Origin of the sequence: Streptomyces djakartensis (assembly GCF_014651075.1) — a bacterium.
GTDB lineage: Bacteria > Actinomycetota > Actinomycetes > Streptomycetales > Streptomycetaceae > Streptomyces > Streptomyces djakartensis.
Genome location: NZ_BMWE01000004.1, coordinates 213,282 through 235,758 on the forward strand (window position 1 = coordinate 213,282; position 22,477 = coordinate 235,758).

Sequence of the window (22,477 nt, forward strand, 5' to 3'; positions counted from 1 at the left end):
GCCTACCCAAGGTCTGTGCCCGATTGCCGCCCCGCGGTCCTCCGACCCCCACACGAGGCCTCCATGCCCCTCTTACGTGTTCAAGGCCGGCCTACCCCTTGCCACCGTCCCCACAACGTCGGGCGGGTGCTCCAGTGACGGATACTGACATGCCCCTGACCCCGCATCCGGCGGGTTACGACGAAGACTTGCGCCTAGCCCTCGAAGACCTCCTGCTCGATCGGTGGCTGTCCACCAAGGCTCTGCTCGCCAACACCCTCAGCTGGGCGCTGCGCACGTCCCGCAGTCAAGTCTTGGCGGCCGGCGCGGCGAAAGGTGACGCCATCGCGGCCTGGTGCGCGGAGGAGCCCGGAGACGCGAACGCCATGATGATGCGGGCCCGCGTCATGACTCACCGGGTTCTCGCTGCTCGCCACAGCACGGCAGACAGTCACACGCTGCTCCTCAGGGTCAGCGCCGCACGAGTGGCATGTGAGGACGCTGCTCGCCGCTGGCCAGCGGACCCCGTGCCCTGGGTGTGCCTGCTGGCCCTCTCCCAGTTGGACGTCGACCCGAGGAACTGGCATCAGGTCGATCACTGGGCGAATCCGCCAGAGGCCATGCTGCCGCGGGGGCCCTGGCCGCTGCTTTGGCAGGTAGACCGGCGGGACTGGCCCAACAGGGAGGCGTATCACCGGATGCTCCAGTGCTTGCAGGCCCGCGGCACTGGATCCGTGGACTTCACACGGTGGGTTTCATCCCAGGCGAGGCCGGGGTCCGTGCAGCTGACCTTGCCCCTGTACGCCTGGGTCGAGGAGTACCGGTCTCGGATGGCGAGCAGGCAGGTCGCCAGCACGCTCGGGTTCTGGGACAACGAGCAGGTCCGGCACTACGTCGAGCGGGCGAGAGATGGCTGGTTCGCTCACGTCACCGACATGAGCACCTGCTCCCTGCTGGACCTGAACTATCTGGCCTACACGCTGACTGCCTGTGGTCTGCCCGGCGCGGCAGAGGTGTTCACGGCGATCGGCCCCTTCGCCACGCCCGCGCCCTGGCAGCACGTCAGCGAAAGCCGGTGGTGGCAGGACGACTTCCTCCAAGCGCGCAACTACGCGATGAAGCGCGAGCGGAACCGCAGATGAGAAGCCGCGCACCCCCGCCCCGAGCCCTCAGCGCCACCCCGTCCCTCACCCCTTCGATCCAGAGGATTCTTTCGGTGTCTCCGAGAAGTGCCGCCCACCGGCTGGTTGACGACGATGCTGTCCTGGCCGGGCTCGGCTACCAGACCGTACTGGCACGCCGCATGGGCCCGTTCGGCAACTTCGCGATCTCCTTCTCCGTCATCAGCATCCTGTCCGGCTGCATGACTCTCTACGGCTTCGGCCTGAGCACCGGCGGACCGGCCGTGATCATGTGGGGCTGGGTCGGCGTCGGCCTGATGGTCCTGCTGCTCGGCCTGTCGCTGGCCGAGGTCACCTCCGCCTACCCCACCTCCGGCGGCCTTTACTACATGGCCCACCGCCTCGGCGGACCCCGCTGGGCCTGGGTGACCGGCTGGCTGAACCTGCTCGGGCTGCTCGGCGCCATCGCAGGGATCGACTACGGCGCCGCCACGTTCGTCGGTGCGTTCGCCAACCTCCAGTGGGGCTTCACGCCAACACCGGAGAAGACCATGATGATCTTCGCTGGGATCCTGCTGCTGCACGCCCTGTTGAACGTGGCCGGCGTCCGCCTGGTCAGCCTCCTCAACTCCGTCTCGGTGTGGTGGCACCTCATCGGCGTCGCGGTCATCGTCGGCTGCCTGACCCTCGCCCCGGCCGATCACCAGAGCGCCGACTTCGTCTTCACCACGTTCAACAACGACACCGGTTTCAGCAACGGCCTGTACGTGACCGCACTCGGGCTGCTTCTGGCGCAGTACACCTTCTGTGGCTACGACGCCTCCTCCCACCTGTCCGAGGAGACCACGCACGCCCAGATATCCGCGCCGAGGGGCATCGTCCGCTCGATCTGGGTCTCGTGGATCGCCGGGTTCGTCCTGCTGGCCGGCCTCACCTGGTCAATCCAGGACTACGCGGGCACGCAGAAAAGCGCCACCGGAGTGCCGCCTGCGCAGATCTTCGAAGACGTCCTCGGGCTTTCCGGCGCCAAGGCCCTGCTGCTGATCGTGATCGTGGCCCAACTGTTCTGTGGCAACGCCGAGACCGCCGCTGCCTCCCGCATGGTGTTCGCCTTCTCCCGTGACGGGGCGGTTCCGTTCGCCGCCACCTGGCGTCGCGTTAGCACCCGCACCAAGACGCCGGTTGCAGCCGTGTGGCTGTCGGTGGGAGTCGCGCTCGTCCTGGCTGCACCGTCGCTGTACTCGCCGACCGCGTACGCAGCGGTCACAGCCATCAACGTCATTGGCATCACCCCCGCCTACGCCATCCCCGTCTACCTGCGGCTGCGCGCGGGGGATCACTTCCGGCCCGGACCGTGGAACCTCGGCCGGTGGAGCAGGCCCATCGGCTGGACGGCCGTGACCTGGGTCGGCTTCGTCACCGTCCTGTTCTGCCTGCCGCAGGTGGCCCCGATCACCACCGCGTCGTTCAACTACGCCGGCGTCGCTCTCATCGCCGTGCTCACGCTGGCTTGGATCCTGTGGATCACCCAGGGACGCCGCAACTACCGAATCCCGACCCTGGGCAACACCGCCACGCACGCTTCCCTCGCGGAGGACATGGTCTGATGAACAGCCATCACACTGACCCGGAACACGAACTGTCCCGGCTCGCCGGTCTCATCTCCGCCGAGGACTTCCGGGCCGCAGTCGAGCGCGAAGACATCACCACCGTCATGGTCTGCCTGCCCGACATGATGGGGCGCCTCAAGGGCAAGCGGCTCAACGCCTTCACCTTCCTTGACCGGACCGCCAAAGAGACCACGGTGTCGGAGGCCTGCGCCTACATCCTGGCCACCAACGTCAGCATGGACCCCCTTGGCGGCTTCGACCTCACGGGTTGGGACAAAGGCTTCCAGGACCTCGGCATGGTCGCTGACCTGAGCACGCTGCGTGTCCTGCCCTACATGCCTGGCCTCGCGCTGGTGCACTGCGATGCCGTCCAGCCCGACGGGACGCCCGTTCAGATCGCTCCGCGCCGCATGCTCCGCACGCAGCTCAATCGGCTGGAAGATCTCGGCTTCGAGGCGCGTGTGGGGCTGGAGAGCGAGTTCGTTCTCTGCGACGGCTTTCAGCCCGTAGTGCCGCACAACCTCGACTATGCCCTCAACCTTCCGCCGACGCTCAGCGACTTCCTCCGATATCTGGAAGACGCTCTACCCGAGGCCGGTGTGCCGATCGAGGCGACCAAGACAGAGGGCGCTCCCGGCCAGGTGGAGATCACCTTCCCCTACGGCCCGGCGCTGGAAGCATGCGACGCCTACACCGTCTACAAGCAGACCGTGCAGCACCTGGCCAGACGCCAGGCCCTGACGGCGACGTTCATGAGCGCACCGTTCACCGGCGTGGGCAGCGGACTGCACCTGCACCTGTCCCTCTGGAAGGACGGCGCGCCAGCCTTCGCAACAGCCCCCGGCGAGGAACTGCCCGAGACGATGCGCCACAGCATCGCCGGACTGCTCTCCGGAATGCCGCACCTCGCCCCGCTGTACGCGCCCAACCCAAACTCCTACAAGCGGTACGCGACGGCGCACTCCTTCGCACCCCAGTACATGAACTGGGGGCACGACAACCGCGGGTGCGCAGTCCGCGTCACCGGACACGGCGAGGGCACGCACCTGGAGATCCGCCTGCCCGGAGCCGACGCCAATCCCTACCTCGCGCTGACCGCCTCACTCGCCGGGATCGTGCACGGCCTGGCCGAGAAGCTGACGCCACCCGCTCCCTGCGTGGGCGACGCCTACGCAGACCGGCAGTCGCCCCGCGTCCGACGTGACCTCGCCGAGGCAGTGGCGTACTTCGACGGCAGCAACTTCGCGACGAGCGCGCTCGGAGCCGCGGTGGTGCATCACTACGCCATCGCGGCCGAGGTCGAACTCGCCGAGCACCGCCGACAAGTCACCGATGTCGAGCGGGAACGCGGATTCGACCGTGCCTGAGTGACCCCCGCTTTCGACGCGGCGCGCGTGGCGACGAGCGCCGCATAGACGGCCGCCCGGCGGACCACTGCAATGCCCCGCTCCGTCGGGCGGCACCGAACCCGGCACCAGCCAGACACGGCGGTGCACATGACCAATCCGCACCTTCAGGGGATCTGATGAATCAGGCTGCGAACGACGAGTTCACCGTCGTGTCGTGGAACGTCGAACACAACGGCACGGACGCTGACGGGTCCGACCACCGCTGGCACCTGGCGATGGACATCCTCATGGGGCTAAGACCACATGTGCTGCTCCGGCAGGAGCTGACGCGCGCTGAGATGTACGGTCAGCGCATGGTCTGGGCGGAAGCCCGACGACTCGGCAACCACACTCCGTTCCTCGCCAGTGCCACCAAGGAGTCCGCCAACCCGACCGGCGTCTACGTCGACCGGGATCTCTGCGACCCGATCCAGTTTTTCGATCACCGCACCCTCATGTGGCACCCCGTGTGCAATCCGCTGGTGCAGCTCATGGACGCACCGACACCCCTGAGCCTCGCGTCGATCCATCTGTGCTCCTGGGACCCGACGACGCGGGCCCGGGAAGCGAAGCGGCTGACCGTACTGAGGCGGCCGGGTATGGAAGCCATATTCGGCGGCGACTGCAACAGCGAACCGCACCGACAGGACGACGAGACGGCGGACCCCACGGACTGGAGCCAGGTCGAGGACCGGGCGCTGTTCCAGGCCCGGACGATCGAGCTAGACGGCAGGCGCGTCACCGATACCGTGCCCGATGAGATCCTCGCCGGCGAGTACGACGGGCAGCCGCCCGTCTTCGTGGACCTGGCGCACTACGCCGCGACCGAACTCGGCCAGCAGGACGCCCTGACCGCGACAGCCTCCCTGTGGCGCAAGGACCAGGGGCCGAGGCGGCGAATCGACCGCATCTATGCGACACCGCGGGTTGCCGAGGCCCTGACCCGGGTGGAGGTCATCGTCACCGACGAGGTGATCGAAGTCTCCGACCATGCGCCCGTCCTGGCCACGTTCAGTCGCTCCAAGCTGCGTCGCGCCCTGGACCGTGCGCCCGGCAAGGGGGCTGTCGCAGCATGAGCACTCAACTCACAGTGGTGTCCTGGAACTTCGAGAACAACGGCGGCGGTGACTCCGCGAAGCGTCTCCAGGCGCACGAGAGGCTGGTGTCCCTGAGCCCTCACCTCGTATTCCGTCAGGAAATGTGGGGTGCGGACGCCGACGGCAACGCGATCCTGTACGAGCTGGAGGGCATTCTCGGCCTGCGCGGCTGGCTGGGCCGAGACTCTCGCACGGCCATCTTCGCGGACCAACGCAGATTCCAGCCTGTGCGTGAGTGGTCGAAGACGGGCCCTATGTGGGTGCTGCCACCCACGGCCCTGACCATGCGCTACCTGCCCGCCGGGAGCGAGGCCATGCCGCTCTGCTTGGCCTCCTACCACCTCAACTACGCATCCGGCACCAACCGTCTCGCTGAGGCTGAGTGGCTGTCCACCTGGGCCGACAAGAAGTGGACCGCCCCGCACGGCGAGATCGTAAGGATGCCGTGTCTCGCTGCCGGGGACACCAACAGCTATCCGGTCCCCGGCATCGAAGGCGACTGCGTGCTGCCGGTGCTGGAGGACATCAAGGACCGACCGCACCGCCTGCACCGCTCGTATGTGGGCCCGGACGGCACCCGAGTGATGGACACCCGCCCGGATGAGGCGCTGCGCACCGCTGGTTTGGAAGACGTGGCACGTCACTGGGCCGTCAGACACAACGACCCCACGGCGGTCTCGCGCACGGTCAACGGCTGCGAGACCCACGGCCCGGACTCCCGCGTCGACCGCGTCTACGCCACCACTGACCTGCTGACTGCGGTGACCGGTGTGGACGTGGTCGAGGTGCCCGAAGACGTGTCGGACCACCACATCGTCCGCGTCACGCTCGACGGCGACAGCATCTCGGACGTCCTCAACCAGCAAGCCGCAGACGTCGCGGCTTGATAGACGGCCGCGCTGATGAACTGGCTGATTTGAGCCGGATTCGACACCCCGAGACCCCAAGAGACAAGGAAGCTCCGCGTGTTTATCGACATCCCGAGCGAACTCGAAGCCGCTCTGATCGACCGCTCTCTCCCGCCCTGGGAACTGGACGGTTCGTTCCTGGCGCAGTCCACCATGGCGGAGTACCGGACGGAGCTGACGGCCACCCTGCGGTTCGAGGAGACCGCCGCGACGCTGCGCCACGCGCTGACCGGGGAGGGCGGTGGATACGCCGTGCTGCGCCTGGGGAACCTCGTTAAGGAGCTGGGGACCGACGACGGCCGGTTCCTGCGGCTGGTGACGGGCTTCGCGGCCGAGGTGGCGGTCCCCTTCTCGCCCTTCCCACGGTGGCCTCTGTGGAAGGACATTGGGGTCAAGGTCGACAAGGACCCCGGCAAGTCCAGCGGCATCGGGTACAACGCGTTCCACATGGACCTGGTGAACGGGACTCTGCCCCCGGACTACACCACGCTCTTGTGCGTTCGCCCCGACCCGCTCGGCGGTGGCCCCAGCATCCTCTCCGACGCCCACGCTGCGGTGGCGCGGCTGTCGGAGGACAGCCGCGCCCTGCTGGCCGAGTCGGCCTACCACTACGGGACCTTCTTCGACCTGTTCGGCGTGGGCGAGGAGTACAAGCCGTTTCCGATACTGGACGGCTCCGACCCGGGCGAGGGGTTCGTCCGGTTCACCGCCAAGATGCTGGAGAGGTCCGAGCTCGGCCAGGCGCACGCCGACGCCGCCAGGGAGCTCGCCGCGGAGCTCGTCCGGGGGCAGGTCTCCTTCATGCTTCAGCCCGGGGACTACCTCATCGTGAACCAGCGCCGCTTCCTGCACGGTCGGGAGGCGCTCCACAGCGGTCAGGAGACCGTCCCGGTCTCCGACCGGCGGCTGCTCCTCCAGTTGTTCCTGCGCGCGAGGGCCGGCGACGACTCGGTCGCGTAGCCGGCCGACAGCACCGGTGACCCACCGAGTCCCGCCCCCGGGTCCAGCCCCCGAGCACGTGGCACGGCCACGGGGCGGGGCCCGATCGGGCACCCCCGGAAACGGTCGGGCAGCGGGCTCCCCGCGCACGGACCTATATGCGCGAGTTGTACAGCGACTGCCACACAGCGCCGGCCAGCGCCCGCGTCGCCCGCGGGACCGACAGACGCTCGTGCTCGCGGTACAGGGCCCAGTTGTATTGCACGAGCGACAGTTTGTTGGAGGACAGCGATCCCGCCTGGTGCGCCCTGTACACCGCAAGCGGCTCATCCAGGCCCCGGGCGTCAGCGCCGTCCCGCATGATCGACAGCCAGAGGGCGTAGTCCTGCCGTTTGCGCATCTCCGGCATCAACCTCGTGCCCAGGACATTGCGGTCGTACATGGCGGTGAGGGCACCGATGTGGTCTCGGACCAGCATCGCGCGGTAGTCCACGCGCTCCCGCGCACGGATCACCCGCCCGTTCGGTACCCAGTCGGTGCTCTCGCCGTCGTAGTCGGCGTCCATCTTGAAGTACGAGGTGAACGTCAGCGGCGCATCACCTTCCGCGGCGAAGGCGAGCTGTTTCTCGGTCTTCTCCGGAAGCCACATGTCGTCGCTGTCGAGAAAGGCGATGTAGTCCCCGCGGGCCCGCTGAATCGCCAGGTTGCGTGCCCGGCCCGCACCGCCCCGTTCGGGTGCCGACTTCGGCAGAACGCGCTCGTCCTGCTCGGCGAACTCGCGGAGCAGGTCCATGGAGCCATCGGAGGACTGGTCGTCGGTGACCAGCAGCTCCAGGTCGCTGTGGGTCTGCGTGAGCACCGATCGGACGGCTGCGCCGAGGGTCGCTGCCGAGTTGTACACGGGCATCACGACAGACACCAGGGGCACAGCACTTCTCCTTGCCAGACCAGGAACGACGGTCCATTCAAGCACCGCAATCGAGTAGGAGCTGCCATGCAGATAGTTGTCGCTGGTCAGGGCTATGTAGGGCTTCCCCTGGCCGTACGCGCCGCCGAGGTAGGTCACCGTGTCGTCGGCTACGACGTGGACACGCACCGTGTCCAGCAGCTCGCCGCCGGCCAGTCCTACGTGAGGGACGTGGACTCCTCGCGGCTGCGCGCAGTGCTGGATTCCGGGGCCTACTCCGCGACCGCCGACGCTGCCGCGCTGGTCGGCTTCGACATCGCGGTGATCACCGTGCCGACCCCGCTGCGGGACGGCGTGCCCGACCTGACCTACATCGAGTCCTGCGCCCGGACGCTGGGCGAGCACCTTTGCCCCGGTGCGACGGTGGTCCTGGAGTCCACGACCTATCCCGGCACCACCGAGGAACTGCTGCTGCCGATCCTGGAGGAGGCGTCGGGCCTCAAGGGCGGGGTGGACTTCCTGGCCGGATTCAGCCCCGAGCGGATCGGAAACAAACGGTGGTCGTTCGACGGGACGCCGAAATTGGTGTCCGGAATCAACGCCAAATCACTCGACGTGATCAAGGGTTTCTACGACGGCATCTTCCAGACCACGGTACCGGTGTCCGGGACGAAGGTCGCCGAGCTGGCCAAGCTGATCGAAAACACCTTCCGGTTCGTCAACATCTCCATGGTCAACGAGATGGCGATGCTGGCCGCTTCCCTCGGCGTGAACATCTGGGAGGCGATTGACGCCGCCGCGACCAAGCCCTTCGGATTCACACGGTTCACCCCAGGGCCGGGAGTCGGCGGGCACTGCCTGCCCGTTGACCCGATGTTCCTCTCGTGGAAGGCCCAGCAGGACCTCGGCGTCCCTTTCCGGTTCGCGGAACTCGCCGCTGACGTGAACCGGCACATGCCCGACTACGTTGTCCGGCGTCTCGTGGACGCACTCGACAAGCGCGGCATGCCCATCAGTCGATCTCGGATTCTGCTGCTCGGCCTGACCTACAAGTACAACGCCACCGACCTTCGCAATTCCCCTTCGGCGCGTGTCGCTGAACTCCTCATCGGCCTCGGCGCCGAGGTCCGCGGCGCCGAACCCAACATCCCGGACGGCGACGACGCCAAGCTGAACGTGCCTCGGGTCGATGCGACCCCGGACGAGGTTGCCGCCGCTGATGCAGTGGTTCTTCTCATGGATCACCCGCGATTCGACCTCCCAATGATCGAGAAGAACGCGACTTATGTTCTCGACTGCCGAAACCGCCTTTCCGGAGTGAACGTCGAGACTCTTTAGCTTCTCGAAATCCCCCGGCCCCCGCTGCCAATCCTCCGTCCCCGGGAGCTGTCTTGCGCGACGAATGGGAACACGTCCACACGGACTACACCATGCCCGCCCAGCGTCAAATTCCTGCGTCGCTGGCCGAAAGTGAGAGTGACTGGCGCCACCACCTGGAACGCTCAACCCCCAACGGCTGGCTGATACGACACAACGCCATGACCGAGGCGCTCGTCAGCGGAAAGCCGATGTACCTCCTGCACACCACCAAGGACATCGACGCCATCCGCGCCAGCCGGCAGTTGCACGTCTCCACTGGATGCCTGGTCGGGGCCCTGTACTGCTCGCCTCTGGCCAGTCAGCGCGAGGGACTGCGCCCACACAACCTCGGCGCCTACCTGATGCGGACAAAGCCTTCCACCACGCCCATGGTCTTCGAGGTCACCCCGGATGCCCCGATCCGGCCCAAGGGCGTCGACTACCTGCATCTCGGTGCCATCCACCTGCGTACCTACCTGCGCTACCAGAGCTTCCTCACCCCGGCCGAGAACGACCAGCTCGACCGCGCAGTGCTGGCCGGGCTGCGCGCCGCGGCCGTGTTCCTCGACGTCGCCCTGCGCAACGCCGTCGGCCATGCCACTCCGGCACCCAAGTTCATCGACCAGTTGTCCGACGCCGTGGCCCACGTGCCGTTCCTCGGCTACCTCTACTTCGAGGTTGTGTCCGAATACCTGATGCTCCACTCCGTTACTCCGGAGACCAAGACCTACGCCCAGGCAGGAGAGCTGAACAACTGGCTCTACAAACGACTGGCCTTCGCCGCCGTGGACGGCATGGACCAGTTGTTCGACCTGGCCCGCTTCAATCCGCGCCATGACCGGCTCGTCCAGATCATCGAAGGCATGGAACCGGCTCTCGGCCAGGGAGCCGCCGAGTACGTCCGGAGACGCCTGTCCCACCTGTTCGCCCGGACCGCGCTGCACCCGTCCCAGGACGCGGCATCGGTCACCTTCCAGGGCGCCGATCTCTGCACGGTCCGGAAAGCCGCGCCCGGACTGATCGGCCAGATGATCTTCCGCGAGATCCGGTACATGCCCCGCTATCGGCAGTTGTACCACTGCTTCGAAAAAGCCAAGGCGCTGGAGGCATGGGACTACTGGAACAACGAGGGAATACCCACCCCCTTTAACGGAGTCCTCCCCAAGGGAGAGGTGGGGGTAAATCCCGTCTACCCCCGATCGACAGTCAGAGTATGGACGGCAGAACTGGACGGTAAGGGCTATTTACATCCGGCCGATGAGGTCACGGCCGTGTTCACACCGCACCTGGCGTCGTGGTGGGCACCACCCCGTCAGCGCGAGATGCAGAACGTCACCGACGATTCACGATTCGAGGCCCTGGCGTGACCGCCCAGCTCCTGAACATCCTGACCGGCATTAACCGCACGGCCGCGCCTTCGTCCGGGAGCATGATCCTCGTCAACGATCTCTACGGCGCGATGCCTGACATCCATACGACCTTCCTGGGTAGGGCGCCGGTCGATCAGGCTTGGAAGGCTGCGTTTGATCAGCTGATCACCCTCTCCACGACGAAGCGCCCTCACGGCCCCGACTTCGCCCCGTACGTTGACGAGCTGACGTGTGAGGTCGGTGCGCTCATCGAGAAGATCCAGCCGCATGCCATTCATGCCCAGTACCTCGGGTTCGCTCTCAGCCTGGCCTTCACCCGAGCCGCCGGCAGCATCCCGATCATCGCCATCGCCCACGGCCCCGACGTGATGGTGGCCGAGCGCAGCTCATCGGAACGCGAGGCTATGAATGAAGTTGCTGCCGCAAGCGCCGCGATCGTGGCTCCGACCTCCGCCCTCGCTGACCGCATCGACCGTCTCACCGGACGCCGATTCACCGATCGACTTACCGTTGTCCCATGGGGCATCCCTTTGAGTGATGCCCGAGTGCGGGATCACTCGCCTACCGGAATCGGACCGCTATCGTTGGTGCACGCCGGTCGTCTGGACGACAACAAATCCACGATCACCGCAGTCGAAGCCCTCGCTTTAACGGATCTACCGCACCACTTGACTGTGATCGGCGAAGGAAGCCTACGGGAGCATCTGGAACAGCGGGCTGTCGAGCTCGGGCTCCGGGCCCGGGTTCATTTTGAACCGTTCCTGCCCCGCACCGACCTGTGGCGCCGCCTGCCGAACTTCGACACCTGGGTCTTCACCACCAGGGGCCTGGAGGCTTTCGGGCTCGTCCTCATTGAGGCTCAAGCCCACGGACTTCCGGTTGCCTACTCCGATCTTCCCGGTGTGAGGGAAATCCTCGGGGGTGCTGGCGTTCCCTATATTCCTGGAAGCCCGCGCTCGCTGGCCGTGGCTCTAGACGAGATGGGCCGGGACTCCGACCGGCGCAAGGCCCTGACCAAGGCGGCTCTCGAGAACGCGCGCCGATACGACATCACCACCACCGGCCGCCGGCTTCGCGAACTGACGCTCCGCATTACCTCCTGACCCCGGTGTTTCGAGGCCGGCCTCGCTACACGAAGGTGACACGCCAGTAAGACAACTCCGTTAAGCGCAGGGGCTGTTCGGCATATCGCAGGCTTGGGTGATATGTACCGGCTGCAGTCAGGAGGAATTCGGGCTGTCAGTTGACAGGGCTACGCTCGAACATATGAGCACTCCCGCTGAAGGGTTGACCCTCGGGGCCGTCAGCGCCCTGATCGAACGCAAGATCCTCACCGACATCGTACGTATCAGCAGAGCGGGCGAGCCGGTCTTCAACCCGGACACGGGCCAGTACGAGCCTGGCCCGCCAGTCATCATCTACGAAGGGCATGGCGGGGTCTTCCCGAATGGAGATCCCGGCATCGTCTTGCATCTGGAAGGCCAGGCGTACGTCGACGACTCCACGTCGAAGTACAAGCTGATCACGCCTCTGGACGCCCCGGTGGCCTCGCGCGAGGACACGGTGAGCGTCGTCAACGCCGCCGACCCGGCAGCGATCGGCCGCACGTGGCGCGTCCTCGATGTCGGGCAGACCTCCACTCTGGCCGTGGTCCGCACGACGTTCCTGGATCAGAACACCCAGTCCAGCACTTCGGGCAGCACCTCGTGAGCACGCCGATCGACACTGAGGCGGAACGGGAGAGGCTGGAGTCGACGCTGCTGGTGGACACGGTACGGATCACCCGCCCAACGGGAACTCCCCAACTCGACCCCTCGACCGGCCTCCTGGGGTCCGTGCCAGCGGAACTGGTCTACGAGGGACCGGGAGCTGTCCTGTCCGGCCATGGCCAGGTCACTGCGCAGCACGTTCTCGGGCGGGAATGGCTGGACGACACGGTCAGCTGGTATCGGCTCCTCACGCCGATTTCGGCGCCCGTTCCCGTGCGGTACGACCGCGTGGAGGTCGTGGCCGCAGCTGGGGAGCACGCGGCGACAGCGAATCGGGTGTGGCAGGTCCTCGATCCGTCGGAGGCGTCCACGGTCGAGATTGTTCGGGTGACCCGTCTCGACGAGATCACCCCTCCGTAGACGGCTGTCGAACTGGGCTGTCGCCGGATGCCCGTAAGCTCAGATAGGTGCCAACACATCAGAGTAAAGAACCTACCTCTCCTAAGGGTGAGCCCCTGTCGGTGCGCGTCACCGGGCAGGGGCATACCGCCGTCGTGGAGATCGACGGTCACGACGTCTCCCGGGACCTCTCTGCCTATTCGCTGGCCCACCGCGCGGGCCACGTACCGCAGATGGTCATCGAACTCTCCCCGAGATCCACGGCGACCGGTGTGTTCAAGGGCCTGGCGCACGTTGTCATCGGCGACCCGCCGGACCCTGGTCCGGCAGCGGCTGCCTTCCTGTCCGTGATCAGTCCCGCCGAGCTGGAGAAGGCTGCGCTCGACCGACACGACCTCATGGACGGCCGACCGCACGAGCTGACCCGCGCCATGCTCGCCCTGCTGCGGGAATGGGCCCTCGGCCAGTGGGACGAGCCGGAACCGGAAGACGGGCAGTGAGTCAGTGGCGTCCTCGCTGAATCCGCACCCCAACGCCCACCCTCTTGCGGGCGCCTACTCCAACGCGTTCCAGATCGCCGCGCAGCTCGACGCCAGGGCGGCGCGCACTCTGCCCGAGGTCACCGCAGCCGTCCAGCACTACGCGATGCTGCTGGAAACGAGGATCAAGGCCAAGGCCAGCGGCAGGCCGGGCCCCAACGCGCCCACGGGGGACTACCGGCGCTCCTGGACGCACGAGGTGTCCACGGACGGGTTCACCGTCACGGCGGTCGTCGGCACGAACAAGCCACAGGCACGACGCCTGGAGTACGGCTTCGTCGGCGCAGACAGTCTGGGGCGCATCTACAACCAGCCGCCCTACCCGCATGTCGGGCCAGCCGTCGAGGAGATCCGGCCGCTGTTCATCGCCGCGCTCGGCGACACGATCGATGACGACCCGTGAGTGACCGCCACGCCACCGCGCGACAGATCACCACCCCGCAGAAGAAGAGGAGGAGTAGTGCCCGTCTCCGGCAGAGAAGTGTCGCTCGCGATCCAGAAGACACTGGCCACAGCGACCGCCCGAAGCTGCGGGTACGGGACTGCCCCCACGGCATCAAGTACGCCCACCGGCGCCACGATCCCCTACAGCGTCCTCTACCCGCTGGGCGTGACGACGAGCGGCCCGCCCTACGGTGACGGCGACGCTGACGCCCGGGTGCTCGTCCAGGTCACCTCGGTTGCCTCAACCGCCGAACAGGTCGAGTGGATGGCCGACAAGGTCCGCACCGCGCTCCTCGCGCGCTTGAGCGGGGCCTACGTCAACACCATCGCCATCACCGGCTACGTCGTGATCGACCGTGAGCTGGACAAGGAGGAAGGGATGTCCGTCAGTGGTGGCGTATACAGTTATGTGCAGCGGTACGTCCTCACTGTGACGACTCTCGGGTCCTGACGTTCCAGCTACCTCACCGCGGAGGCCTCCTCGCGGACGCCCGGCCACCCGGCACGGGCCGATTCCCCCCTTCATGGGGACCGGCCCGGCGTCTGTGCTCCGGAACACCGGTTCCCGGAGAGCGAGAATCAGTGTCACAGCAGCGGTTCACCCGTCGCGGCACCACGAAGTTCTACTTCCTGAAGGACATCGCCGCGAAGGACCTGATACCGACCCGATCGGAGCTCGGCGGCACCAACGGAACCGACCTCTCACCGGCGATCAGCGACATCGAGGGCTTCGCCGTCGAGAACACCCCGATCGACACCCCCGACTTGGCGACCGAGTTCACTGGCAACATCCCTGGCGAGGACAAGGCGGACAACTCCAGCCTCACGTTCTACGAGGACAAGGTCAGCAACGACCTGGAGGTGCTCCTGGCCAAGGGCACCGAGGGCTACGTGGTGATCCTCCGCAAGGGCGACACTCCGGGGTCGAAGTCCATGGACATCTTCCCGGTGCGCGTGGGCTCCCGGTCGAGCACCTACACGACGGCCGCCGAACCGGCCAAGTTCAAGGTCAGCTTCAACGTGACCGACAAGCCCATCCAGGACGCGCCCGTCCCGGCCGCGGCGACGAGCGTCTGAGCGGGCGGGGTTGCCGTATGACCACGTCGTTTGTTGAGCCCCCCGCCGAGGCCGTTGCCCGCGATCCGCACTGGGCCGCCAAGATGGCTCGGCTGCGGGCGCGTCGCCTTCCCGAACGTACCGTCTCCTTCCTCGACGACCGGGACCTGAAGCAGCGAGTGACCGATGCGGCGCTCGATCTCGCCAAGGCCCGTACCAGCGCGCTGGGCCGAGCCTCTGAAATGGAGGTGCCGGCCGACCAGCGGGAGATATGGGCGGACGCTCAGCCGGATGTGCTGGCCGCTCAGTCCACGCTGGACGACGCGCGGCGGGCTCTGGTGTCCGGGACCCTCACGCTCACTTTCCGGGCCTTGCCGCGGCCCGTCTGGGAGCAACTGCTGCACGAGCACGCGCCCACGGAGGATCAGGCCGACCTCGGGCACGAGTACAACGTCGAGACGTTCCCGGCCGCGCTCATCGCCGCGTCCTCGGTGGACGGCATGAGCGAGGCAGAGGCCCAGGAACTCCTGGACAGCTGGAGCGATGCGGACGCCAAGGCCCTGTTCACGGCGGCACTGCTGGTCAACCAGACCATGAGGGCCGACCTGGGAAAAGGCTGATCGCCGACGACCAATTCCGGGCCGAGATGGAGCTGTGCCACGCCTACGGGATCCCGCACTCGCAGTTCACGGGTGCGGGGGACGGCAGGTGGACGGCCCTGGATCGGGCGAAGGCGATCGCCTACCTGGCGTACCGGCGCAGCGTGTGCGAGACCTGCGGGACACGGGCGGCGGAGTGGGACGAGGACCAGGGCGGCGACCGCTTCGCGTACGTGGCCGAGCCCTACCGCTGCGTGGGCTGCGAGGTCATCGAGATGGAGCGCGAACACATTCCTGACGGACCAGAGGGGCGGGGGCTCAAGATCGGGCTGAGACCCAGAGAGGCATCCTGACGTGGCCGGTGCCTACACCTTGTACGTCAACCTGCTCGCGTCGACCGGTGGGCTTTCTACCGGACTCCGACAGGGGGCAGCCCAACTGCGCACATTCGATGGCCAGTTGGACGGGACAGCCACACGGCTGAACCAGGTACGCGTCGCCAGCGACAACCTGGCCCGTGCTCAGGCCGCCGCGTCGGCGCAGATGGTGCGCTCCCAGGCCCAAGTGGCCCAGGCGGTCCAGCGGACGACCGCAGCACAGGAGCGCGCTCGGCGCGCCCAAGCGGTGGTGGCGGCGACAGCACGCCGTGCGGCGGCCGCACAGGCTGCGGTGACGGCCGCCGCAGAGCGCGCAACGCGCGCCCAGGCGCTGGCGCAGACGATGACCGCCCGCGCCCAGGCCACGGTCGGCGCCGGAGCGGCGGCTGCCGCTCGCACAGCCGCAGCAGCCCAGACAGCCGCCGCTCGCGCCACTCAGGAACACGCGAATGCTCAGCGGCGGGCGACGGCCGCGCAGACTACAGCTTCGCGTGCCGCGACTCTCGCCGCGTCGGCCGAGGCCCGCGCGACCTCAGCGGTGCGGATGCGTGACGAGGCACAGGCCGCCGCAGCCCGCAGTGCGCAACGGCAGGCGCAGCAAGTCGCGCGGGCGGAAGCCCAGTTGGCGGCAGCACGCAACGCCCAAGCCGCGCGAGCTGCTCAGAACGGACTGCTGATCGGGGCGGCGCTCGGCGTCAGCGTGGCGCAGGCCATCGCACTGGAGCGGGCGATGGCCAACGTACTGACGATCTCCCGGCAGATCACGTCCGAGAACGTCGGTGCCTTCACCGACCAGATCGTCGAGCTGTCCACCCGTCTGCCGCAGACCGCCGAACAGCTCGCCGAGGGCCTCTACCAGGTGGTCTCGTCCGGCTTCGACGGCGCGGCCGCCATGAAGATCCTGGAAGTCGCGGCCCAGGGCGCCGCAGCGGGTCTGACCACGTCGGAGACGTCCGCACGAGCCCTGCTCGGCGTCCTCAACGCGTACGGGATGACCGCGGCCGACGCCAGCGACGTCATGGACGTCATGTTCCAGACCGTCAACTACGGCGTTATCTCCTTCGAAGAGCTCGCGCAGCAGCTTGGCGACGTCGTACCTATGGCCGCGGCGGCCGGCGTGGAGTTCGACGACATGAGCGCCGCGCTCGCCGCGATCACCCTCACTGGCATCCCTGCGGCCGAGGCCGTAACCGCACTGAACATGCTCCTCACCCGGGTGATGAAGCCGACGCAGGACCTCAAGCAGGCGATCAAGGACCTCGGATACGAGTCGGCAGCCTCCGCCGTCGAACAAGACGGCCTGTACGTGGTCGTGAACAAGCTCAACGGTGCGGCGGGCAACACCGCCGAGGGCATCGCGAACATGTGGAAGGACATCCGCGCCACTCGCGCGGCTCTCGCCCTGGCCACCGCTGGCGGACAGAACTACGCCAACACCTACGCGGGCATCGCCAGCGAAGTGGCGCGCGCTGAAGCCACGCAGAAGGCGTATGCCCTTCAGACCGACACCGTCACAGGCCAATGGCAGCTGGCTGCCAACCAAGCCCGTGCCCTCGCCATCGACCTCGGCCGTGCCCTGCTGCCTGTGCTCAAGACGATCGGGACCGCAGTCCACACCTTCGTCGGCACCATCGAGGACCTGCCCGGTCCGATGAAGTCCGTCCTCGCGATCGTTGCTGCGTCCGTTGCGGGACTGCTGCTGCTTCGCGGCGCTTACATGAAGGTCACTGCGCAAGTTGCCGCGTTCCGGTCGGCCCTGGCCGCCGCCCAGACGGGAGGCGCTGTAATGCCTGCCGTGCTGGCCGGTACGAGTCTCGCCGTCACCGGCCTCGCCACCGTCCTCACCCTCGGCATCGCCGGCTACGCCGCCTACACCGCCTCCAAGCAGAAAGCGAAGGACGCCACCAACGAACTGGTCCAGGCGCTGCAGCAGGAACGCGAGGAGGCGGCGACCGGCGTCAGCATCAACAAGCTGTACGACCAGCTCACCTCCGACGGTGCGTTGAAAGACCTCGAGAAGGTCGGCATCGGCACCACTGAGGCCATCGACGCGATCACATCCGGCGGAGCGAAGCTGGCCGCACTCCAAGCCCGGCTCCAGCAGGACTCCTACGAGTACGCCCGGAAGGCCAGGGCAGGTGAGGCGCCCGGCGACTACGAGAGCATCACCCAGTTCTCGACGGCGAAGAAGGTCCTCGAAGAGCGCCACAAGATGTGGTCCAACGCGGTCAAGAAGGAAGCGGAGATCGCGGAGCAGAAGGCGATCGTAGAAGCGAAGATCAAGCAGCAGGCCAAGTCCAGCGGCGGCATCTTCGACCTGTTCTCCCTCGCGGACATCGACCGCACAGGCGCCCCGCAGATCACCGACGAGATGAAGGCACTCGCCGAGGCCGTCGGCGATGCGGTCGACCCGTCCCGCGCCTTCAAGGACGCGCAGAACGACGCAGCCGAGGCGATGCGGAAGGCGGGAAAGGACGCCGACACCGCGAAGGTGAAGCTGTCTGACTACATGAAGGAGCTGCGCGAACAGCTCCAGGCCCAGCGGGACTTCCAGAGCAACTTGTCTGAACTGGCCGTATTCGGCTACGACGACCTCGCTGACCACTTCGCCGAACTCGGGGTGGACGCCGCGCCCATGCTCGACGAACTTGTCGGTCAGCTGAAGAAGGGCAAGACGAGGGTCGCCGACGAGCTGCGCGACATCGTCACCGAGGACGCCGAGCGATCCACAGAGGCGTACCGGCTCGGCCTGGAGAAGACAGCCGAGATCACTGAGAAGTACGGCAAGGAGATCGGCCGCGCTTGGGCCGAAGCATCAGAGCGGAACGATCCTGCCGCATTCCAGAAAGTCACCGAGCAGATGGCCATGATCGACCTGCGGAAGGCCGTGAAGAAGTCCGTCGGCGACGCACGCGGTGAGTTCGACCGCGGCATGGACCTCCTCGCTGCAGTCGCCAAGCGGAAGGGGAAGGACGCCGCCGGTGCCTTCCAGGACGCCCTTCTGTCGGGTGACACCGAGCGTGCGATGGACTCCCTGAAGAGCATCTGGGGAGCGGACGTACCGATCGATGCCCCCGACCTGTCGAAGGTGGTGGCCGCGTTCTCCAAGGCCGGGAAGGACGCGAACGCCGAATGGTCCGGTGCTCTCGACCTCATCCGGCAGGTCGCTGCCACGAAGGGCACCGAGGCTGCCGCCGCGCTGACATCCGCTCTGCTGTCCGGCGACATGGCCGCGGTACAGGCACAGCTCGACGCCATCGGTCTGTCGGTCCAGAACATCCCGGGCACCAAGTCGGTCACCGTCAACGTGACCGCGAATCAACCGCCGCCCGTGGTGGTCCCCCTGTTGATCAAGCGGCAGGCCACGTCCTGGGACCGTGATGCCAACGGTGTTCCGGACTCGATCCAGGCGCCGAGCCAACAGGCCAACGGCTCCATCCTGGAGTTTTATGCCGGCGGAGGCCTCCGCGAGAACCACGTCGCGCAGATCGCCCGGCAAGGGACGTGGCGAGTGTGGGCCGAAGAGGCGGCAGGGCCCGAGGCGTACATACCTCTCGCCCACAACAAGCGGCGCCGATCACGCGCGATCACTGAGGAGGTCGTACGGCGCCTCGGTGGCAAGGGCGTCGAGTGGTACGCCGACGGGGGCTTGACCGGCTTCTCCTACGGCCCTTCCGGCTCCACAGAACTGGTCTCCATCTCGTCGATCCGCTCGGAGTCCATGCGCACCGTGAAGAAGGGCAAGAAGGAGACCGAGGTCTTCGACCTGAAGCTGTTCGAGAAGAACCTCGACAAGGCGGTGAAGCGAGCCCAGCGGTGGCGCAAGGACCTCGCCACCGTCGCCAGGCGCGCCGGACAGGACGTCGCCGACGCCTTGGAGGCCATGGGCGAGGACGGCGTCGAGCTGACCCACAAGATGGCCACCGGCACCTCCAAGTACGTGGAGGAGATGACCAAGGACCTGGAGAAGCTGGGCGTCGTCGTACGCGCCACCCTGTCCGACTACACGGCCCAGCTCAAGCAGGCCATCAAGGACCAGGCCGCCTTCGAGAAGAACCTGTCCAAGCTCGCAGCCATGGGCTACGGCGACCTGGCGAAGATGCTCGCCGAACAGGGCGACGAGGACGCGGAAGATATCGCTGCAGAAGCCGCAATGTCCCCGAGCAAGGCCAAGAAGGCCAACACTCAGGCCAAGGCCGCCTCTAAGGCTGTCCCTGACGAGGACCTGCCCGACCTCGTGGCGATCATCTCCGCCATCATCTCCAGCAAGACCGGCATCCACGACGTCGCCGATAAGACGCAGCTGGACGAGGACCGCATCATCGAGGTCGCCACCCTCGGCCGGACTCGCATCAAGGACGCGCTGGGGAAGAAGGCCACGCGCTTCCTGTCCGACCTGGACAAGGCCAACAAGCAACTCGCGTACGAGGACGGCGGCCTCCGTACCGGCCTGTACGCCACCAGCAACGGGATTATCCGCTTCGCCGAGCCGTCCACCGGGGGAGAGGCGTACGTGCCGCTCGGCGTGAACAAGCGGCGATCGGCGACTGCCGTCCTGGCGGACGTGGCGAACAGGTTCGGCTACCAGCTCACCCCCGCGGGCGACAGCAGCCTCGTACGACTCGTCGATGCCCGGCCCGCCCCGGTCCAAGTCGTCGTCGTCCGAGAAGAGCGGCCCGCCGCGCTCGTCGGGTCCATGCGCGTGACCGTCAACGGCGGCGCCGACGCCAAAGCGGCCGACCGTGTCGGCACAGAGATCATGCGGCGTCTTCGGAACGCCCAGCGAGGAGGCCGTCTCTGATGGCGAGGATCACCCAAGAGTGGCAAGTCGACTACGCCGGTGTCCTCCTGGGCCCCGGAACGCGATACCCCATCGGTGACATCACGGGCTTCGGAACGCCCAAAGTCCGCTCCCAGGACGTTGAGTTGCCGACCGAGGACGGTGCGTTCCCCGGTGTGGACTACTACGGCACGCAGACGGTGACCATCGAGGCCGGCATCCGGACACCCGGCGATCCGGCCGCCGCTGCCGATGCCCTGGCTGAGCTGAAGCGTGCTGCGTCGGACCCCGCGACGCGCAAGACCGCTGGGGCTTTGCAGACGCTTCGTGTGTTCTGGCCGGGCCGTGACGGGCCCAAGCGCGTGCTGGGAAGGATTCGCGATGTTGAGCCGGTGTCCATGGCGCAGGCCGTCTTCGGTTGGATTCCGTTGAACCTGGTGTTCGAAGTCACCGACCCGGTATGGCAGGGAGAGCCCGAGCAGCAGGTCACCCTTCCCCTCGCACGCGGCGACGACGACGGAGGGTTCACCGCTCCGGTGACCGCGCCGATCACGACCGGCGTATCCAATCCTGCGGAGCGTCCTGGGTGGGCGACCAATGCGGGCGACTTGCCCGCTTGGCCCTCCCTGAGGATCAAGGGCCCGGTCGTGAACCCCCGCATATGGATCACGGAGACAGGCCGCGTCCTTGACCTCGCGCTGACGCTCGGCGAGAGCGACACCCTCCAGATCGACACGCGCCCCGGAACACGCTGGGTCCTGCGCAACGGCGGCAACGTCGCAACAGCCCTGTCCGCTGCATCCCGCCTGGACCTGTTCCAGATCCCGCCCGGAACCAGCGAAGTCCGGTGGACCGGTGCGGACTACACCAACTCCACCCGACTCACGGTGTCGTGGCGCGACGCCTACACCGCCCTGTAAGGAGAGCACCGCCAGATGGCACTGATCCAGCCACCCATGCTGACCCACGGTGGCACCCACCCTGCGCGAGCCTTCAGGATGATGGTCCGCGACCTCGCGCGCGGCAACCAGGGCGTGACTGAAGGAAACGACCTGAAGGTCAGAGAGTTGTCCACGCCCGGCGCCGGTGTCCGTGTCGGCGATGGCTCCGCCGTGGTGCGAGGAGCGGCCTGGGGACAGGGCTCCTACACCCAGTACAACGTGGGCGACGCCGTGGTGCCGATCGCACCCACCGGCTCCGCTGGCCGATCGGACCTGATCTGCCTGCGCGTCGAGGATCCGGAGTACGAAGGCAACCGGGACCCGGCTGCGGATGACATCGGCTACTTCCACATCGTGTCGGGCGTCTCCGCCTCGACGAAGACGGTCCCTTCCGGCATGACGGCGATCCCGCTGGCCCGGCTCGACCTCCCGGCGAACACGGCCACGGTAACCAGCGCCATGGTCACGGACCTGCGGCAGATCGCTAACCCGCGGCGTGACCGGAAGCTCTACACGGCATACCCGGCCGCGTTCAGTGAGCTGAAGTACCAGGACAACAAGTGGCACAACTGGCCGACCGCGGCAAGCTGGTCGGTCCCGATTCCGTCCTGGGCTGTCTCAGGCAAGGTCGTGGTGACCATCGCCGGGCTGCGGATGTCCAGGGCCAACGTGTTCGCCTCCATGCAGACCAGGCTCGGCTCCGACCTGGGCGAGAACACGGTCATCGACGACAACCAGGGCTCGGTCGTCCGACGTCAGACCGTTGTCATCGCAGACAACATCACGATCAGCGCAGCACAGCGCGGCACCACTCAGACACTGTCGCTGCAGACCTACATGTCCAAGATCGAGACCGGCGACCTGTCGGTCGACGGATCGACCTCGATCATCGCTGATGTCGAGTTCACCGAAGGCGTTCTCTGACACGACGCGCACCACCACAAAGCCCGTCACG

The 22,477-nt window shown here is 67.0% G+C and carries 21 protein-coding genes; 20 read left to right on the plus strand and 1 reads right to left on the minus strand.

From position 1 onward, the window contains the following. The first annotated feature begins 149 nt into the window (after positions 1–149). The 6 genes from IE212_RS08845 to IE212_RS08870 all read left to right on the plus strand — a co-directional run bounded on the left by IE212_RS08845 (position 150) and on the right by IE212_RS08870 (position 7,063). Entirely contained in the window at positions 150–1,121 is a 972-nt protein-coding gene (locus IE212_RS08845; RefSeq protein ID WP_190197170.1) for a hypothetical protein, read from the plus strand. Next, positions 1,118–2,707, plus strand: a complete 1,590-nt coding sequence (locus IE212_RS08850) for an amino acid permease (protein WP_190197171.1) — start codon at positions 1,118–1,120, stop codon at positions 2,705–2,707. Before IE212_RS08845 ends, IE212_RS08850 begins: the two co-directional genes overlap by 4 nt. After that, a complete protein-coding gene (locus IE212_RS08855; protein ID WP_190197172.1) occupies positions 2,707–4,077 on the plus strand; it encodes a glutamine synthetase family protein in 1,371 nt (456 codons plus the stop codon). Before IE212_RS08850 ends, IE212_RS08855 begins: the two co-directional genes overlap by 1 nt. 158 nt (positions 4,078–4,235) lie before the next feature. After that, the gene (locus IE212_RS08860; protein ID WP_190197173.1) at positions 4,236–5,174 is read left to right on the plus strand and encodes an endonuclease/exonuclease/phosphatase family protein; all 939 of its coding nucleotides are present in this window, start codon (positions 4,236–4,238) and stop codon (positions 5,172–5,174) included. After that, positions 5,171–6,082 (plus strand): endonuclease/exonuclease/phosphatase family protein, encoded by a 912-nt coding sequence (locus tag IE212_RS08865; protein ID WP_190197174.1) that lies wholly within the window; start codon positions 5,171–5,173, stop codon positions 6,080–6,082. The genes IE212_RS08860 and IE212_RS08865 overlap by 4 nt, the downstream gene beginning before the upstream one ends. Positions 6,083–6,160: 78 nt before the next feature. Continuing rightward, positions 6,161–7,063, plus strand: a complete 903-nt coding sequence (locus tag IE212_RS08870; RefSeq protein WP_190197175.1) for a TauD/TfdA family dioxygenase — start codon at positions 6,161–6,163, stop codon at positions 7,061–7,063. 133 nt (positions 7,064–7,196) lie between these two features. On the opposite strand, the gene IE212_RS08875 is transcribed toward IE212_RS08870, so the two are convergent. Then, positions 7,197–7,970 (minus strand): glycosyltransferase family 2 protein, encoded by a 774-nt coding sequence (locus tag IE212_RS08875; RefSeq protein WP_190197176.1) that lies wholly within the window; start codon positions 7,968–7,970, stop codon positions 7,197–7,199. A gap of 66 nt (positions 7,971–8,036) precedes the next feature. Here IE212_RS08875 and IE212_RS08880 point away from each other — a divergent pair, with 66 nt between their 5' ends. The 14 genes from IE212_RS08880 (at position 8,037) to IE212_RS08945 (ending at position 22,446) form a co-directional block, all read left to right on the plus strand. Beyond that, positions 8,037–9,287, plus strand: coding sequence for a nucleotide sugar dehydrogenase (locus IE212_RS08880; protein ID WP_190197177.1), 1,251 nt, complete (start codon positions 8,037–8,039; stop codon positions 9,285–9,287). A gap of 53 nt (positions 9,288–9,340) precedes the next feature. Then, the gene (locus tag IE212_RS08885; RefSeq protein ID WP_190197178.1) at positions 9,341–10,675 is read left to right on the plus strand and encodes a hypothetical protein; all 1,335 of its coding nucleotides are present in this window, start codon (positions 9,341–9,343) and stop codon (positions 10,673–10,675) included. Further along, positions 10,672–11,781 (plus strand): glycosyltransferase family 4 protein, encoded by a 1,110-nt coding sequence (locus IE212_RS08890; RefSeq protein ID WP_229864148.1) that lies wholly within the window; start codon positions 10,672–10,674, stop codon positions 11,779–11,781. The genes IE212_RS08885 and IE212_RS08890 overlap by 4 nt, the downstream gene beginning before the upstream one ends. A gap of 163 nt (positions 11,782–11,944) precedes the next feature. Then, the gene (locus IE212_RS08895) at positions 11,945–12,388 is read left to right on the plus strand and encodes a DUF6093 family protein (protein WP_190197179.1); all 444 of its coding nucleotides are present in this window, start codon (positions 11,945–11,947) and stop codon (positions 12,386–12,388) included. Next, positions 12,385–12,807, plus strand: a complete 423-nt coding sequence (locus IE212_RS08900) for a DUF6093 family protein (protein ID WP_190197180.1) — start codon at positions 12,385–12,387, stop codon at positions 12,805–12,807. The genes IE212_RS08895 and IE212_RS08900 overlap by 4 nt, the downstream gene beginning before the upstream one ends. A gap of 101 nt (positions 12,808–12,908) precedes the next feature. Next, positions 12,909–13,286, plus strand: a complete 378-nt coding sequence (locus IE212_RS08905; RefSeq protein ID WP_190197181.1) for a hypothetical protein — start codon at positions 12,909–12,911, stop codon at positions 13,284–13,286. Between the two features lie 4 nt (positions 13,287–13,290). Next, positions 13,291–13,728 (plus strand): HK97 gp10 family phage protein, encoded by a 438-nt coding sequence (locus IE212_RS08910; RefSeq protein WP_190197182.1) that lies wholly within the window; start codon positions 13,291–13,293, stop codon positions 13,726–13,728. A 57-nt stretch (positions 13,729–13,785) separates the two neighbouring features. Further along, a complete protein-coding gene (locus IE212_RS08915) occupies positions 13,786–14,220 on the plus strand; it encodes a hypothetical protein (RefSeq protein WP_190197183.1) in 435 nt (144 codons plus the stop codon). Between the two features lie 131 nt (positions 14,221–14,351). Then, positions 14,352–14,846 (plus strand): phage tail tube protein, encoded by a 495-nt coding sequence (locus tag IE212_RS08920; protein ID WP_190197184.1) that lies wholly within the window; start codon positions 14,352–14,354, stop codon positions 14,844–14,846. Between the two features lie 17 nt (positions 14,847–14,863). After that, complete coding sequence (locus tag IE212_RS08925; protein ID WP_190197377.1) at positions 14,864–15,445, plus strand: hypothetical protein; 582 nt, start codon at positions 14,864–14,866, stop codon at positions 15,443–15,445. 26 nt (positions 15,446–15,471) lie between these two features. After that, entirely contained in the window at positions 15,472–15,777 is a 306-nt protein-coding gene (locus IE212_RS08930) for a hypothetical protein (RefSeq protein WP_229864150.1), read from the plus strand. A gap of 1 nt (position 15,778) precedes the next feature. Then, on the plus strand, positions 15,779–20,602 hold the full coding sequence (locus IE212_RS08935; RefSeq protein WP_190197185.1) for a phage tail tape measure protein: 4,824 nt from the start codon (positions 15,779–15,781) through the stop codon (positions 20,600–20,602). Continuing rightward, a complete protein-coding gene (locus IE212_RS08940) occupies positions 20,602–21,501 on the plus strand; it encodes a phage distal tail protein (RefSeq protein ID WP_190197186.1) in 900 nt (299 codons plus the stop codon). The genes IE212_RS08935 and IE212_RS08940 overlap by 1 nt, the downstream gene beginning before the upstream one ends. A 15-nt stretch (positions 21,502–21,516) precedes the next feature. Continuing rightward, entirely contained in the window at positions 21,517–22,446 is a 930-nt protein-coding gene (locus tag IE212_RS08945; protein ID WP_190197187.1) for a hypothetical protein, read from the plus strand. The last annotated feature ends 31 nt before the right edge of the window (positions 22,447–22,477 follow it).

Coding starts and splice junctions, on each gene's coding strand:
- IE212_RS08845 (WP_190197170.1), top strand. CDS start 150: ATGCCCCTGACCCCGCATCCGGCGGGTTACGACGAAGACTTGCGCCTA.
- IE212_RS08850 (WP_190197171.1), top strand. CDS start 1,118: ATGAGAAGCCGCGCACCCCCGCCCCGAGCCCTCAGCGCCACCCCGTCC.
- IE212_RS08855 (WP_190197172.1), top strand. CDS start 2,707: ATGAACAGCCATCACACTGACCCGGAACACGAACTGTCCCGGCTCGCC.
- IE212_RS08860 (WP_190197173.1), top strand. CDS start 4,236: ATGAATCAGGCTGCGAACGACGAGTTCACCGTCGTGTCGTGGAACGTC.
- IE212_RS08865 (WP_190197174.1), top strand. CDS start 5,171: ATGAGCACTCAACTCACAGTGGTGTCCTGGAACTTCGAGAACAACGGC.
- IE212_RS08880 (WP_190197177.1), top strand. CDS start 8,037: ATGCAGATAGTTGTCGCTGGTCAGGGCTATGTAGGGCTTCCCCTGGCC.
- IE212_RS08895 (WP_190197179.1), top strand. CDS start 11,945: ATGAGCACTCCCGCTGAAGGGTTGACCCTCGGGGCCGTCAGCGCCCTG.
- IE212_RS08925 (WP_190197377.1), top strand. CDS start 14,864: ATGACCACGTCGTTTGTTGAGCCCCCCGCCGAGGCCGTTGCCCGCGAT.
- IE212_RS08930 (WP_229864150.1), top strand. CDS start 15,472: ATGGAGCTGTGCCACGCCTACGGGATCCCGCACTCGCAGTTCACGGGT.
- IE212_RS08940 (WP_190197186.1), top strand. CDS start 20,602: ATGGCGAGGATCACCCAAGAGTGGCAAGTCGACTACGCCGGTGTCCTC.
- IE212_RS08945 (WP_190197187.1), top strand. CDS start 21,517: ATGGCACTGATCCAGCCACCCATGCTGACCCACGGTGGCACCCACCCT.